At 59.2% G+C, this 13,422-nt stretch carries 18 protein-coding genes; 15 read left to right on the top strand and 3 right to left on the bottom strand.

Features of this window, described 5'->3' with window-relative positions; all coding sequences use genetic code 11:
- A partial coding sequence (locus DIE13_RS23155; protein WP_124829451.1) for an aminotransferase class III-fold pyridoxal phosphate-dependent enzyme occupies positions 1-403 on the top strand: 403 nt, incomplete at its 5' end.
- Between the two features lie 18 nt (positions 404-421).
- On the opposite strand, the gene cysC is transcribed toward DIE13_RS23155, so the two are convergent.
- Complete coding sequence (cysC, locus tag DIE13_RS23150) at positions 422-961, bottom strand: adenylyl-sulfate kinase (RefSeq protein ID WP_124829450.1); 540 nt, start codon at positions 959-961, stop codon at positions 422-424.
- A gap of 1,137 nt (positions 962-2,098) precedes the next feature.
- Here cysC and DIE13_RS23140 point away from each other — a divergent pair.
- The 4 genes from DIE13_RS23140 (at position 2,099) to DIE13_RS23125 (ending at position 4,712) form a co-directional block, all read left to right on the top strand.
- Complete coding sequence (locus DIE13_RS23140) at positions 2,099-3,238, top strand: tyrosine-type recombinase/integrase (protein ID WP_124829449.1); 1,140 nt, start codon at positions 2,099-2,101, stop codon at positions 3,236-3,238.
- Positions 3,239-3,559: 321 nt separating this feature from the next.
- Entirely contained in the window at positions 3,560-3,751 is a 192-nt protein-coding gene (locus DIE13_RS23135; RefSeq protein ID WP_185731220.1) for an AlpA family transcriptional regulator, read from the top strand.
- A gap of 9 nt (positions 3,752-3,760) precedes the next feature.
- A complete protein-coding gene (locus tag DIE13_RS23130) occupies positions 3,761-3,982 on the top strand; it encodes a hypothetical protein (protein ID WP_124829447.1) in 222 nt (73 codons plus the stop codon).
- A 19-nt stretch (positions 3,983-4,001) separates the two neighbouring features.
- Positions 4,002-4,712 carry a hypothetical protein gene (locus DIE13_RS23125; RefSeq protein WP_124829446.1) on the top strand — a complete coding sequence of 237 codons (711 nt, stop codon included), beginning with the start codon at positions 4,002-4,004 and terminating at the stop codon, positions 4,710-4,712.
- Positions 4,713-4,863: 151 nt separating this feature from the next.
- Here DIE13_RS23125 and DIE13_RS23120 read toward each other — a convergent pair whose 3' ends face one another.
- The gene (locus tag DIE13_RS23120; RefSeq protein WP_124829445.1) at positions 4,864-5,127 is read right to left on the bottom strand and encodes a hypothetical protein; all 264 of its coding nucleotides are present in this window, start codon (positions 5,125-5,127) and stop codon (positions 4,864-4,866) included.
- A 169-nt stretch (positions 5,128-5,296) separates the two neighbouring features.
- Between DIE13_RS23120 and DIE13_RS23115 the strand changes: the two genes are divergently transcribed.
- From DIE13_RS23115 to DIE13_RS23075, 9 genes are all read left to right on the top strand, one after another.
- Positions 5,297-5,812: a hypothetical protein gene (locus DIE13_RS23115; protein ID WP_124829444.1), complete on the top strand. Its 516-nt coding sequence runs from the start codon at positions 5,297-5,299 to the stop codon at positions 5,810-5,812.
- Between the two features lie 14 nt (positions 5,813-5,826).
- Entirely contained in the window at positions 5,827-6,138 is a 312-nt protein-coding gene (locus DIE13_RS23110; RefSeq protein ID WP_124829443.1) for a hypothetical protein, read from the top strand.
- Positions 6,139-6,156: 18 nt separating this feature from the next.
- A complete protein-coding gene (locus DIE13_RS23105) occupies positions 6,157-6,411 on the top strand; it encodes a hypothetical protein (RefSeq protein WP_124829442.1) in 255 nt (84 codons plus the stop codon).
- A gap of 79 nt (positions 6,412-6,490) precedes the next feature.
- Entirely contained in the window at positions 6,491-7,612 is a 1,122-nt protein-coding gene (locus DIE13_RS23100; RefSeq protein WP_124829441.1) for a hypothetical protein, read from the top strand.
- 59 nt (positions 7,613-7,671) lie between these two features.
- Positions 7,672-9,744 carry a hypothetical protein gene (locus DIE13_RS23095; protein ID WP_124829440.1) on the top strand — a complete coding sequence of 691 codons (2,073 nt, stop codon included), beginning with the start codon at positions 7,672-7,674 and terminating at the stop codon, positions 9,742-9,744.
- Positions 9,744-10,022 (top strand): hypothetical protein, encoded by a 279-nt coding sequence (locus DIE13_RS23090; protein ID WP_124829439.1) that lies wholly within the window; start codon positions 9,744-9,746, stop codon positions 10,020-10,022. The genes DIE13_RS23095 and DIE13_RS23090 overlap by 1 nt, the downstream gene beginning before the upstream one ends.
- An 83-nt stretch (positions 10,023-10,105) precedes the next feature.
- Entirely contained in the window at positions 10,106-10,510 is a 405-nt protein-coding gene (locus DIE13_RS23085; RefSeq protein ID WP_124829438.1) for a hypothetical protein, read from the top strand.
- Entirely contained in the window at positions 10,497-11,168 is a 672-nt protein-coding gene (locus DIE13_RS32980) for an HGGxSTG domain-containing protein (protein WP_185731219.1), read from the top strand. The genes DIE13_RS23085 and DIE13_RS32980 overlap by 14 nt, the downstream gene beginning before the upstream one ends.
- A gap of 48 nt (positions 11,169-11,216) precedes the next feature.
- Entirely contained in the window at positions 11,217-11,786 is a 570-nt protein-coding gene (locus DIE13_RS23075; RefSeq protein WP_124829437.1) for a helix-turn-helix domain-containing protein, read from the top strand.
- Between the two features lie 236 nt (positions 11,787-12,022).
- Here DIE13_RS23075 and DIE13_RS23070 read toward each other — a convergent pair whose 3' ends face one another.
- Entirely contained in the window at positions 12,023-12,547 is a 525-nt protein-coding gene (locus DIE13_RS23070; protein WP_124829436.1) for a hypothetical protein, read from the bottom strand.
- A 194-nt stretch (positions 12,548-12,741) separates the two neighbouring features.
- On the opposite strand from DIE13_RS23070, the gene DIE13_RS23065 reads away from it, so the two are divergent.
- A complete protein-coding gene (locus tag DIE13_RS23065; RefSeq protein ID WP_124829435.1) occupies positions 12,742-13,332 on the top strand; it encodes a recombinase family protein in 591 nt (196 codons plus the stop codon).
- Positions 13,333-13,422 lie beyond the last annotated feature (90 nt).

Raw genomic sequence — 13,422 nt, 5'->3', positions numbered from 1 at the left:
CCACCCGGTCGCGGCGGCCGTTGCCGTCGCGAACCTGAAGCTTTTGCGCGATGAAGGCATCGTCGAGCGAGTGAAGCGCGACATCGGTCCGTATTTCCAGCGCCGGCTGCGAGAGGCGCTCGGCGATCATCCGATCGTCGGCGAGATTGCGGGGGCAGGGCTGGTTGCCGGCGTGCAACTCGCGCGCGATCGCGACCGGCGCGAGCGTTTCGACGCGAGCGTCGATGTCGGCACGATCTGCCGCGACTTCTGCTTCAACGGGAACCTGATCATGCGCGCGACCGGCGACCGGATGCTGCTGTCGCCGCCGCTCGTGATTCGGGAAGGGGAGGTCGACGAGATCGTCGACAAGGCGAAGCGCGCGTTTGACGCGACGGCGGAGCGTGTCGCGCACGCAAAGTGAGCCGTCGCTGCGTGTCGATCAGACGTGGTCGAAGCGCTGCTGGTCGAATTCGATGATGCGCGCGACGCACTCGGCGATGGACGTCGCCCCGGTCTCGACGACGAGATCCGGGGACACGGGGACCTCGTACGGATCGGAGATGCCGGTGAACTGGCGCGTCTGGCCGGTCATCGCCTTTGCGTACAGACGTTTCGGATCGCGCGCGGAGCACGTCTCGATGTCGGTCTTCAGATAGATTTCGACGAAGCGCTCGTCACCGACGATCTGGCGCGCCAGTTGCCGGTCGACTTCATACGGCGAAATCAGCGCGACCACGACCATGATTCCCTGGCTGTTCAGCAACTTCGCGATTTCCGCGGTGCGTCGACAGTTCTCGGCGCGATCGTCGCGCCTGAATCCGAGATCGGGAGAGACGCCCGAGCGCAGTTCGTCGCCGTCGAGAATGCAGACAGGAATGTTGTGCGCGCGCAAGTGTGCGGCGATCTCGCGCGACAGCGTGGACTTGCCGGCGCCACTCAAGCCGGTCAACCACAGGGTGTGTGAATTCGACAATGTCATGGGGTAGTCGCGACGGTATGAACCAGCCGCGCAATGCGCGGTCCGGATCCCCGTTCGTCTTGATTGGATTCGGGAGCCGGTGCCGCTCGGCCGGCTGTCATTGTCGATCGATTCTAGTCAGCCGCTATCAGATCAGTGTTACAAATTCGTTACCGGATATTACGTGGCGGACGGATGTCGCGTGACGTGCCGTTAATGGATTGCGGATCGCCTCTTACTTATCGGAACGGCACTAACTTGCTTCGTCGTCGGCTGGGCCATCATCGCCGGGACCGGCGAATGGTTTCCCATTTTGATGATGGTGTCTGCGTTCGCTACGCTATGGATGGACAACACGCGCCTCCGCAAGCTACTCGAACAGAACGGCATCGATCCGCGACGCCGCAAGCGCTAATCCCGACTCACGGCGCGACCGCTAACGCCTGTCAGCTTTGCGACGCGTTCACGCGACTCGTTCGTGCGCTCGTCTTGTCCCCGTTCCGGCCGGCTGGCCGGAACGGGAGAATTTCCTTTACGCAATCCTTCCCGCTGCCGTTCCTTCGCCTTCGTGCGTTCGTCGTCGTATGCGGCCAATCCAAGCGCGATGGCGGCTTCTTGCTCTCGACCTGCCGCTCGAACGCGGCCTTCGGAACGGCGGCGACGCGCAATGCGGTCTTACGCTGATCGCTCGACATGCCAGCATGGCGAATTGGGAAATATGGTCATGTCGCGCATGGGAGAAAGAGTAGCGGTCGCATCAAAGCGGTAGTCATTGAAGCAATCCCTGACGACGGACGATCGCCTGAAATTGGCAGTCGCCGCGTTTGCGAATGGTTGGCACCAGACACCTCGAAGAAGAAGTGTGACAAGAATGTGCCAACAGTCCGGTTGGGCGAGAGGACACTTAACGAACATTTCGCCAAGTGCTGACCCGGAAAGCAAGAAGGGCCGGCGATTGCCGGCCCTTCGAATCTTTGGTGGGCGGTACTGGGATCGAACCAGTGACCCCTGCCGTGTGAAGGCAGGAATTCGCGTTTTTCGTTGTATTTCTTTGGGGTGCTGATACCTATAAGGTACTGAAAAATAAAGAAAATATGGATGTTGTTGTATCGTGTTGTGCGATGTAGAATTTCCGTACGTTTTCCGTACGGATCAGGAATGGCAACTCCCATCAATTCGAAGACTGCCCGCGACAAACTGGAACCCCGCCGCGAGCCGTACTGGTCGCGGATTCAAACCGGGTTGTACGTGGGCTATCGGAAGCCGCAGCAAGGGCAAGGAACGTGGATCGCGCGTCGTCGAAACGATCTGGGTAAGCAAGACACGCATGCCATCGGCACGTTTGCCGATTACGACGACGCGGTAAAGGCTGCGTTGGAATGGGCAAATGCTATCGACGCTGGCGTGTCATCCAAGGCGATGACGGTGACGCAGGTGTGCGAGCACTACGTAAAGCATCTGCGCCTTCACAAAAGCGCTGCCAGCTCGAACGATGCTGATGGGCGTTTCAAGCGCCTCGTGTATGAGAAGAGGATAGGCCGAATCGAGATTGCGAAGCTGCGCACGTCTGACCTAAAGGCATGGCTGGCGGGGCAGATCGAGAGCGGCGAAGATGATGCGGAAGACGAAGACGACCTTCGTCGCGCCAAAGACAGTGCAAACCGAAATCTTGCATCGCTCAAAGCGGCTTTGAATCTCGCGTTGCGGGACCGTTTGGTCGCGACAGACGCAGGTTGGAAAACGGTTGTGCCGTTCAAGGATGTGGGTCGCCGCCGTCAGGGCTTTCTTCCGTCCGTGCAACGTAAGGCATTGATGGAGGCGTGCCCTGGCGATTTGCGGCGCCTTGTCACGGCGATGTTGTTGACCGGGGCGCGACCGGGTGAGCTTGCTAACGTCAACGCGCAGCACTTCGATCGGGAGCAAGGCACGCTCGCCCTGGACGGTAAGACCGGCTACCGCGTCGTTACGCTGTCGTCGGCGGCGCTGGCATTCTTCGCCGAGCAGGCGAAGGGGAAAATCGGGAACGCGCCGTTGCTCGCGACCGCGTACGGACAACGCTGGAACAAGGATTCGTGGAAAAAGCCGTTTAAAGAGGCCGTCAGCACAGCGGAACTTCCGCCGACTGTTGTCATGTATTCGCTGCGACACACCGCTATTAGCGAGATGATCGCGAGCGGCATGGATAGCTTCAAGGTAGCGAGAATGGCGGGGACATCTACCGCCATGATCGACAAGCACTACGGGCACCTTCGCCACGACAAGATGCGCGCGGAGTTGGACGCGATAGGGATGCTTTGATCTAAGCGGATTGAGCGCGTGATGTGCGAAGCGGTCTTTGATCCGAAGGCGCGGAAGTTCGCGCACTTTCAGCAACATTGAGGATCCGCCGAATTGACGGGGCGGAACGACTCCACTATGATTCAGCTACCGTGACAGACGTGCGCGGAAAATAAACCGGTTGCTCCATTTTGGAGTGCCGGTTTTTTTTTGCCTCGAAAGAACCGAAAAGACACTGGTAGCACCAAGCTAAATCATTGCTGCAACGCCCGGAAAGCCCGGCGACTCGTTATCGAGCGCCGGGCTTTTTGCGTTTGTGCGCCACACATGGAGGTCAGGAGCATGGCAACCGAAACCGCAGATTTCATTACCGAAAAACAAGCGCTCGCCAAGCTCGGCATCAGCCGGGCGACGCTGCGCAAGTTGGTCAAGGCGCAACAGTTTGCGCCGCGCTACCAGCTCTCGCCTGGGCGCGTTGCATTCAAGGTGTCGGAGGTCGAAGCATGGGCCGAATCGCGTCGTGAGTGCGTCTGAGGGGGCAGCATGACGATGAACGAACGTACTGTGCCGCTCGTGATGCGCGAGCCTGAAGAGGTCCGCGTATCCGTCGCGGATCTTGTGGCGGATACCGGTTTGACCGAGCGTGAAGTGCGTGATGCGCTCCGCTTTTGCGAAAGCGACGGTTGGCTAAACGTGCGCGACTTCGACGGCGACGCCGGAACGTTTTCCATGCAGATTCCGAAGGGGCTGAAACGTGTTCAGTGAATGGGATCTGAATGAACAGATGAAGAAGGCCAACGTTCCAACAACGGCCCGGCATGTGCTGCGGACGATCCGCATGCGCCTTGCAATGGGAGAGGCCTTTCCGTCCTACCAAGCCATCGCAGACGACGTTGGAATCTCTCGCCGCTCGGCTATCAAAACCGTTGGCGATTGTGTAGAGAACGGATGGTTGGCCGTTCGAAAACGGTCTAAAGCGCCGGGCCACAACGATACGAACGTGTATGGCCTGACGCTGCATCCGGAGATCTGGCGCTCGTCTAGCGGCCGCGAGTGTGCCAAAGATTGCGTCGCGCCCGCTGCGGTAGTGAACGACGATCACCGGGGTAGTGAACCACGTTCACCAGGGGTGGTGATCCACGATCACCAGGGTAGTGAACCACATTCACCCAAACAAGGAAGTAACGAGGAAAGGAACGAGGAAAGGAACGAGGAAGAGTCGGTCGCTGACGCGACCGATGCGCCGTTCGCCGGAAAACCCGGCGAGCCGGTTTGCGTAAATGCAGACTACCTACGCAGATATTGCACCGACCGAAGCATCACGAACGTTGCAGGCCTCGGCCTTCTGTTCGAGGGTTACGCCAGGAATGCGGGGCATCGATTCGAAGGGACGGCATGGCTGAAGCCTGCGGCCGAGCGAGTTTTTCGGGTATTTGCGCGCACCGTTCCGGAAAAAGCGTTGGCACATGAGGCGTCGGCCGAGTTGGCGGCATGACACGCTGCATTGCTGCAAGCGAGTCTGCCTGTCTTGCGCCGGGCGCCAAACGCCGGGGCGGCTGGCCGCGAAGAATGCTCGGATCCGACATATCCCCGCCCGCTGCGCCGTTCGCGTGGCATGGGTAAGGGGTAGTGTACGGCGAGCGGTGTCAGAGGCTTGTAGCGGGCGCGAACAGCAGCAACCAAAAACGACTGTTAAAGGAGTCGAGATGCGGAAAGGGCCGATCGCCGCCGAGCGTCGAATCGCCGAGCGAGTAACCGGGATCATTGAGCGACTCGTTCGAGCCGCGTTCGCGTGCATGCCTGCTGATGAGGCGAGCAGGTTCGCGAAGCAACTCATCTTCAAGATGCACCGGCTGCGCGACGAGGTTCGCGCGTCCTAATCGCTGCGGCAGTGAACGAAACTGCCGCACGAAAGTTTGTGTCGTCCGAAACGTGATTTGGCTAGATTTCGTTCATGCTTGAAAGGCGTGATCGAATCCGTCCGATTTCGTGCAGCCCGGACGCCGCGAACTGACCAGTAGCGCCCACACGCTAGACGTGCTGGGCGCATTTTTTTTGTTCAATCGAAAGGAGCATTGAATGTCGCAGGAAACCGCAACTGAGTCGAGCGTTGCAGACCGTGTGGCAAGCGCTTGGAACGAAGTGATTCGTGCCAGCGGCCACCATCAAGCCGTGTCGGACGAGATCAGATCGACGACCCGGTATCTCCACGAAGCGCACCGTGCTGCGCATCGGGCACGGGAGCGATCGGCAGGATCCGAAGAGCTTCGGCAAGTCGACGCCACCGTATCGGCTGCGCATCAAAAGCTCACTGCGCTGCAAGCCGATCAACGAAAGGCAGAGATCGCGGTGGCGACAGCCGAGATCGCACATGGTCACGCAGGAAAGATGCAGGAACAGGTCGATCGAGAGCGCGCGTCAGCTGATTATCGGACACTACTCGCGGAGTGGAGCGCTCTGATCGATGCGAACCGCGATTTGCTGAATAGGGTCATCGGTGCTGCGCGCGGGGAACGCCATTGGCGGAGTGGAAAGGCGCACGACGTGCTGACGGCGGCCGAGGTCGAAAGCCTTGTCCGCAATGGTCTTCTCTGAATCGGAGTTGCGACATGAAAACGATGGTTTCGCCCAATACCGCATCAGTGGCCGTAAACGGTCGCGTCTATTCGACGCCGGTCGCTGGTTTGACCGTAGCGAATGTTCCAGACGCGGACGTGGCGGGGCTCATGGCATATGGCTGGCGTGACGCCGCAAATTTCCAGGGCCTAAACAAGCCGACTCAGACCGCGCGTCAGACACAAATCGACGATGTGGCAGGCAACTTCGCGCCGAACGGCACTTACGGCGGAGTATTCCCCTCGATGAACGTCGAAGACGCGCTCGCGCAACTCGCGGCCCGACTGACAAAGATCGGTGCGTAACGAACAACTGGAGAATAGATGAAGGATAACGAAACGCTCAACGAATTCGAGGCGCGCCTCAAGCGCGAATACGACGAGCGTCAAGCGGTCGAACGCCGGGAGCAAGTGCGGAGCAGCCACGGCGACGAGTACGCCACGTTGAAGGCCGGGATGTTGTCGAACGTGCGGGCAACGTTGACGCGCAAGCCAGCGACCGAGTATCCGGACGTGCGCGGCATGTCGGATGCCGAGTACCAAGCACAGCGATCGCGGCTTGTGCGAGGCGGGCGCTAATCGCGTAGGTAAGGCAGCGGCGGGACATGGAGAACGGAGCGCATGCCGCTCCGTTTTGCTTTTTTGGAAGGGAGTATAGATGTCTGATTCAAATGCGAGTTCGATTCGCGGTCTTGTCAAAGTGAACGACGAGCCGATCCAAGGATGGATTGATTTCGAGGTCGAGAGCAATACGTATGCATCGTCCGACTCGTTTAGGGTTCGGTTCGCCGCGAACGCGTTACCGGCGGATAGATCGGTCGCATGGTTTTCGCAGCAACAAGACATGTACGTTGAACTGTTCGCAGGCGTGCCCGCCGATCCGACGAACTGGACCACGACTGAACTTCCGAGCTGGATATACGGGCAGGTGGACAACATCAACCATGATCCCGTGTCGGGCATCGTTGAGGTTTCAGGGCGCGATTTGGCGCGCATGCTCATCGACGCTAAGACGACTGAGAAATTCCAGAACAAAACGTCGTCTCAAATCGCTTCGCTGCTCGCCGCTCGGCACGGCTTGACCCCGCAGGTAACGAAAACGTCGACCCTTGTCGGCAAGTATTACGCGATCGACCACGATGCGATGAACAACGCTCGTACCGAATGGGATTTGCTTTGCTATCTCGCTCGGATCGAGCAATTCGTCGTATACGTTCGAGGGAAGACGCTGTACTACCAACCGAGGCCGGATCCGACGAAGACGACGCCGTATCGGATCACGTTTACACCTCCTGATGCGCACAATGGATCGCCGACCTGTAACGTCGAAGGTTTGAAATTCTCGCGAACGTTGACAGTATCCCGTGGCGTCTATGTGCACGTTCGATCATTCAACGATGTCGACCAGCGCGTGTACACGGCGACGTACCCCACGTCTGCAAGCAAGAGGTCGACGGCGCCAGGGTCGGTTGGAAACTCGTCGGATGCTCAAACGTACTTCTACAGCGTTCCGAACCTGACTCAACAGCAGTGCGTGCGGATGGCGCAAGCCAAGTATCAGGACATCGTGAGGCACGAAATGCGTGCTGAATTCGAGGTGCCTGCGGCCGGGAACGACGATCTCGACACGACATCCATCATCGAGATTTCCGGCACGGGAACAGCATACGACCAACTCTATTACCCCGAGTCGATCACGCGAGAACTTAGTTTTCCGGATGGCTATCGGATGACCGTGCACGCGAAGAACCACGCACCGGACTCGTTAGCACAAGGCTAACGTGACGCCCGTCTCGTCGGGCACAGGAGAAGATCATATTTGAGGCATTCAAAATCGGTGTGCGGATCAGCCTCATCAACAGCGCGTCTCTCGGGCTGGCCGCACTATCGAAAGACTTCCTGAAAACGGAAGGGGCAGCGAACCAACTTCAGCGGCAAATCGCCAGTATCCAAAAGCAGGCAGCGAAGGGCGCTTTGATGCTAGGCATGTCCGCAGGTATCGCAGGAGCGCTCAAGGCTCCATACGAAGAAGCAAAGAAACTTCGCATGGAGCAAGAAAAATTCCAAACGCTCAACCTGTCCGCCGTGGACAACGCGAAGGTGTTCGCCACCGCGCAGACGCTCGCGCACAAGAACCTCGGCGCGACAATCGCCGACAACATCGCGCTCATCACTGACCTGCACACGGCAACCGGCGACCTCGGAAAGGCGCTTTCTCTGTCCGACGCGTACAACCGATTTTCGATCGCTGCGAAGATCCAGAACGACGGAAAGAACGTCGACGGTCTGGTGTACAACTCGGTAAAGGCGCTTGAGCATCGCGGCGACAAGGTGATGCAGAACCCGACCGAGCTGGCGAAGGAACTCGCGATGCAATCGCAGGTGTACTTCGCGACTCGGGGGCGCATTTCCGCGAACGACTATTTCCATGCGTCGCAGACCGGCAAGATCGCATATCAGCTCGCGTCGCCCGAATACCTGTATGGCGCATTTGCCGCGCTCATCAGCGCGAAGACGGGATCGACCGCGGGCACAACGCTGATGACGTTCAATAGCTCGCTGATCGGCGGGCACATGGACAAGAAGGCAAAGGGGTTCCTTTCCAGCCTCGGCCTGTGGGATACAAAGATTTCCCCCGAGGCGCTCGCGATTCAGCGCGCCGTAAACAAAACGCTTGACCCTGAAATGCGTAAGGCGTTGCGGGCGCAGCACATCGAAACACCCGTTACTGGTGGCCTTTCTCCCGCCAATGCGAAGCTCGCGTCTCAGAACCCCGATCAGTTCATTCACGACGTGCTTGTGCCCGCCATGCGGCGCAAGTTCGGAAACGTCAGTGAAGAGCAGCTATCAATTCTGATCGCGCAAAACTTCAACCGCGGGACTGGCGACTTCATCGGCTCGAACATCACAAGCGCGCAGAAGAACGCCAAGGACACGAAGATCTTCCGCAGCACGTCAGACTTTTCGGGCGCGTATCGCGAGTACATAAAGTCTCCCGAGGGGGCAGAGGTGGCCGCCGATGCCGCATGGAAGAACTTCCTTGCCGTATTCGGCTCGGTCTACCTGCCGACGATCACAAACGGGCTGCTGAAAATCGCGAGCGGCCTGGATCGATTCGGTCAGTTCGTCGAGCGACACAAAACGCTGTTCAAGGTCATCGCGGACGGCTTGATTCTGCTGTCCGGTGTTCTCGCAATCGGGGGAACGGTACTTTTGCTCACGGCGGCACTGCGTGGACTAGGTCTAGCCATTTCGATGACGTTCATTACAGGGCCGGTTCGGCTGATGGCGCTCGGTCGGGGATTCGTGGGATTGGGGGCGAGCGTTTTCCGTATGGGCGGCGTAGTGTTCCGCGCGCTGCGGATCACGGGCGACGGGCTGGCGTTCCTGCGCGGCATGGCCTTCATCGTGACCGGCCCGATCGGCTCCATCGCGCGCGGCTTGCTCTTCCTCGGCCGCGCTCTGGCAATGCAGGCAGTCGGCGGCGCCGCGGGGATTGTCCGCATCGCAGGTGCAATCGCCGGAAGCGCCTCGACCGCTTTCACTGGCGCACTCGCGGCGCTCGTGAGCCCGCTCGGGATCGCCGCGCTCGCGCTTGGCACGCTGGCCGCCGCTGCTTACGCGTTCCGCCCGTTCACGCAGGCAGAAATCGACAGCTACAAGACAGACGGCGGCGTAAAGCTCTCGTCGTCTGCGCAGAAGCGTGTCGACGCGGGCGAGCTGAATTCCTCGCCGTTCGTTCGCTCGCGATCGAATGCCGTTCATGTGACAACGTATGCGGATTTCGGGAACGGGTTCGAGAAGGGTGTGACAAAGGTCGTCGGCGGGATCGTTTCTAAATCTTCGGCGCCGCTCGGATCGGGTTTCTACGACTCCGGTCTGAGTCAGCCGATTCCAGGACAGGGGTACTGATGCTGACAGAAAACCAAGTTTTGAAGGTCCGCGATCACTTCGTTGATGAGGTGATCCGGTCGGGCGGTGACGATGGTGTACCGGCGGATGCGTTGAGGTGGGTGACGGGTGCGGCGAGGGTGACCGTCGATGAGCGCGAGGCTCTGGCGCGACGGTATCTCAGCGACAACGGGCTGAACTCAAATCCCGGCGAAAGCGCGGTCGAGGCTCTTGACCGGTTTAGTGCGATGAGTGACGCCGAGCTTGTCGCGCACTTGATTGCGTGCGGAAAGTTGTAACGGTCGAGTGGCCGGTAGAGATCGACGGGATGCTGCGGTGCGGCCCCCGTTTTCATTTGGTGACCAGGGTACAGGAAACGAGTATGAGCAAGATGGATTTGGGTGGCGTTCGAGGGCTGCGCGCCGAGGTTGATCGATTGCGCACGGACATCGAAGCATTGGAGCGCGAGATTGCGACGGCGCCGCGGCACGGCCTGCGTGCGGCGCTCGCGGCGAGACGGGAGACGTACGGAAGGCGGCTGCGGCGACTGGCCGAAATTATGCTCGCTGCGCCGATGCCGCGGCGCGAACTGACTCCGTTGCTCCGGAGGCAGCTCGACGCGATGGGGGCGACGGAACGTGATCGCGAGTGGATGTCAGGGCGTGCCCCATGTCCGACGTTCGATGGACGGGATGGCGAACTAATGGCGATCCGGGCGGAATGGTACGGGGGCGCGACGGAAGAGGCGACGAACGGGCGCGCGGGAGGTGGATATGGCCGAGTCTAAGGACGGTGCTTCGGCCGGTCTAACGGGCGATTCTGCAAATTCGACCCATGACGCGCCCGCGCGCACTCGCGCGCGTGGCAAGCAACGATGCGGCGCTCCGACCCGAAGCGGGGCCGAGTGTCAGGCGCCTGTCGTGCCCGGGAAAAGCCGGTGCCGACTACACGGCGGGCATTCGATCGGATCGCCAGGACATACCAACGCTAGGAAGCACGGTATCTACGGAACGTATCTGACCACCGACGAAATCGCTTCGGCAAATGACATCAGGGCTCGGCTTGGCACGCTCGACGAGGAAATTGAACTGATGCGCAGGCGTATCAACCGAGCGCTGAAGGCGGAAGAGCAAGCAAACGGGAATGAGCGCGGCGGCCTTGAACTGCAAAAGTTCGTCGACAAGGCACAAACGGAATTCACGGCCGGCCCCGAACACGTGTACGAGCGCGTCGATTACGACGCTCGGATAGAGCGCTTGATTCGGCGGCTCGAATCGTTGGAGCGGACGCGAGTGGAAATGAACGACGCCCAAGCGAAGCGCGACGCCGAGCGCGATGACTACGAACCGGTGAGCCAGATACAGGTGACCGTTATCAACACGGACGGCTCATTCACGCGATCTGACGGCACGATCGGGAATGTGAAGAACGGTGATAGGCCTTGAAGCAAACGCCCGCCCGGCCATCGTACCGGGCTCACGAATGGAGTAACGATGCAATCTGAAATCAATCCGGTGACTGATCCGCGGATCCTTGCGCTGGTGCATACCGATGAACGAATTGAGATACTTGAGAGGGCGCCGATTAGGCCGATCGATCAGCCGTTCATCGACTTTGCATCGCCGTGCCAGATTTGGTCGGGGGTAACAGTCAGGGGAGGTTATCCACGCACTAGGATTGGCGATCGAATGGTGATCGTCACCCGCCTCGCCTGGGCGCTCTCGCGACGCGTGCGCCTTTCGGACATCGACGATCTGGTCGTCCGGCACATCGTTTGCAATACGCCGGGATGCATCAACCCGTTTCACCTTGCGATTGGCACGCAGAAGGACAACATCGGCGATTGCAAAGAGCAGGGTAGAACTCGGAAGCGCGGCGGAAAGTGTCCGGGAAACGCGGGAGAGCGAAGCGCTCACGCAAAGCTGACGACGGCTGCGGTTGTGGAGATTCGACGCCTGTTTGCCGAAGGCGGGCGGCAACGCGCGCTCGCGCAACGGTTCGGCGTGAGCGAGGATCAAATCTCACGCATTGTTCGCCGTGTTTCATGGGCGCACGTGGAATGAGCGCGAAAAAACCGAGCAAAGCGGGCACTTGCAACGGACGGGCTCGCTTGAATGATGACGACGTGCGGTTAATTCGCGCGATGTGGGAATCCGGCGCGCATAGTCAACGCGAGCTTGCGTGTCTATTCGATTGCGCAAAAGGAACGATCTGGTTCATCGTGCATCGTCGGCAGTGGCGGCACATCTGACCGATCTTCATGTCAGCCATCTAGTATTGCGTCTCAATGCCGAGCAATTTACTCATCCGGAAGTTGAGATGCGATTTTGATGCCGAGCTTTCGTCCGCGGCTTGTCAGTGACAGGATGCGATTGTTATATGGGTTCTGTTGAACTAGCCGCCGCGCTGCCAATTTTTCCGCATTCAGCTCAAGGACAGCCATTTCGTAGTGCCCGGCCATATACAGGTCGTGCAAATGTAGGCCCTGTTCTGCTCGCGATGTGCAGGCGACTAAAATGTATCGTTCGCATGGCGCGAGCGTGCGAAACAATGGATTGAGGATCACCATCGAGTACGCCGCTTTTGTGAAGCGGCGCCCGCTGTCGACGACACTCACGATGAGGGTAAGCCCGCTGACAAGAAGGATCGTCGGGATAACCCACCGCCACCCGATGGGGATGTCGAAATACGTGGCGAGGGTGGGGCGCACCATCGGGCCAAATAGTATGACGCCACTGGCAAGGAACAAGACGAGCGTGATTTTCATGCTCTTCGAGACTTGTTCTAACAGTTGGATAAGCCAACCACCGCCGCCGTCAGCCATGTCGTCCCCTCCGTTGGATGCCGTTTGATCTTAGCTCATATGGCCCTTTGGCGGTGAGAGCAAGAGGAATCGAAACTGCACGAAATCGAGCGGTTGCGTGCGCGCTCGGAATGGGTGAACGAAATATAGGGTTGACATATTTCGTTCGGTGAGTATGATTCGTTTATCCATTTCGTGCATCCAAGGGGCCAAGTATGTCGCGCACGTTCATCTACGCTCGCGTATCCACCGCCGAGCAGACGCCAGAAAACCAAATCCGCGAAATCGAGTCGGCAGGCTTCGCCGTCGACCAGGACAAGCGCAAGCAGCGGATTGTCGCCGAGTGCATTAGCGGCAGCGTGGCGGCTAGTGAGCGCCCCGGCTTCTCGAAGCTCTTGGACCGCATGGAGTCGGGTGACGTGTTGATTGTCACCAAGCTCGACCGCCTGGGCCGGAACGCAATGGATGTGCGTGCCACTGTCGAGCGATTGGCGGTCGATGGCGTTCGGGTGCATTGTCTGGCACTAGGCGGAGTTGACCTGACCAGTAGCGCGGGAAAGATGACGATGCAGGTTTTGTGCGCCGTCGCGGAGTTTGAGCGCGATTTGCTGATCGAGCGCACTCAAGCCGGGCTTGCTCGTGCGAAGGCTGATGGGAAGGTAATGGGCCGTCCATCCGCGCTAACAGATGATCAGCAAGAAGAGGCGCGTAGCAGGCTCGCGCAAGGCGCAACCGTGTCTGAACTCGCTCGCCTGTTCAAGACGAGCCGCACTACAATCCAGAGGGTGCGGGATCGTCATTGCTAAATTTTTCATGGTGCGTTACACGCTAATCAGACGCAGCGGGGAGTGCCCGTCAATAAATGGGGTTTGATTACGTGGCAGCAAGACCACGTC

This window comes from Burkholderia sp. Bp9016 (genome assembly GCF_003857765.1).
Taxonomy (GTDB): domain Bacteria; phylum Pseudomonadota; class Gammaproteobacteria; order Burkholderiales; family Burkholderiaceae; genus Burkholderia.
The sequence above is the reverse complement of the archived record's forward strand: the minus strand, read 5'-3'. Positions and strand labels throughout refer to the sequence as shown.

What these genes read in the sequence shown, in the direction of transcription:
- DIE13_RS23090 (WP_124829439.1), top strand. Translation starts at nt 9,744, where the DNA reads ATGCTGACAGAAAACCAAGTTTTGAAGGTCCGCGATCACTTCGTTGAT.
- DIE13_RS23140 (WP_124829449.1), top strand. Translation starts at nt 2,099, where the DNA reads ATGGCAACTCCCATCAATTCGAAGACTGCCCGCGACAAACTGGAACCC.
- DIE13_RS23065 (WP_124829435.1), top strand. Translation starts at nt 12,742, where the DNA reads ATGTCGCGCACGTTCATCTACGCTCGCGTATCCACCGCCGAGCAGACG.
- DIE13_RS23070 (WP_124829436.1), bottom strand. Translation starts at nt 12,547, where the DNA reads ATGGCTGACGGCGGCGGTGGTTGGCTTATCCAACTGTTAGAACAAGTC.
- DIE13_RS23135 (WP_185731220.1), top strand. Translation starts at nt 3,560, where the DNA reads ATGGCAACCGAAACCGCAGATTTCATTACCGAAAAACAAGCGCTCGCC.
- DIE13_RS23115 (WP_124829444.1), top strand. Translation starts at nt 5,297, where the DNA reads ATGTCGCAGGAAACCGCAACTGAGTCGAGCGTTGCAGACCGTGTGGCA.
- DIE13_RS23100 (WP_124829441.1), top strand. Translation starts at nt 6,491, where the DNA reads ATGTCTGATTCAAATGCGAGTTCGATTCGCGGTCTTGTCAAAGTGAAC.
- cysC (WP_124829450.1), bottom strand. Translation starts at nt 961, where the DNA reads ATGACATTGTCGAATTCACACACCCTGTGGTTGACCGGCTTGAGTGGC.
- DIE13_RS23085 (WP_124829438.1), top strand. Translation starts at nt 10,106, where the DNA reads ATGAGCAAGATGGATTTGGGTGGCGTTCGAGGGCTGCGCGCCGAGGTT.
- DIE13_RS23110 (WP_124829443.1), top strand. Translation starts at nt 5,827, where the DNA reads ATGAAAACGATGGTTTCGCCCAATACCGCATCAGTGGCCGTAAACGGT.
- DIE13_RS23125 (WP_124829446.1), top strand. Translation starts at nt 4,002, where the DNA reads ATGAAGAAGGCCAACGTTCCAACAACGGCCCGGCATGTGCTGCGGACG.
- DIE13_RS23105 (WP_124829442.1), top strand. Translation starts at nt 6,157, where the DNA reads ATGAAGGATAACGAAACGCTCAACGAATTCGAGGCGCGCCTCAAGCGC.
- DIE13_RS23130 (WP_124829447.1), top strand. Translation starts at nt 3,761, where the DNA reads ATGACGATGAACGAACGTACTGTGCCGCTCGTGATGCGCGAGCCTGAA.
- DIE13_RS32980 (WP_185731219.1), top strand. Translation starts at nt 10,497, where the DNA reads ATGGCCGAGTCTAAGGACGGTGCTTCGGCCGGTCTAACGGGCGATTCT.
- DIE13_RS23075 (WP_124829437.1), top strand. Translation starts at nt 11,217, where the DNA reads ATGCAATCTGAAATCAATCCGGTGACTGATCCGCGGATCCTTGCGCTG.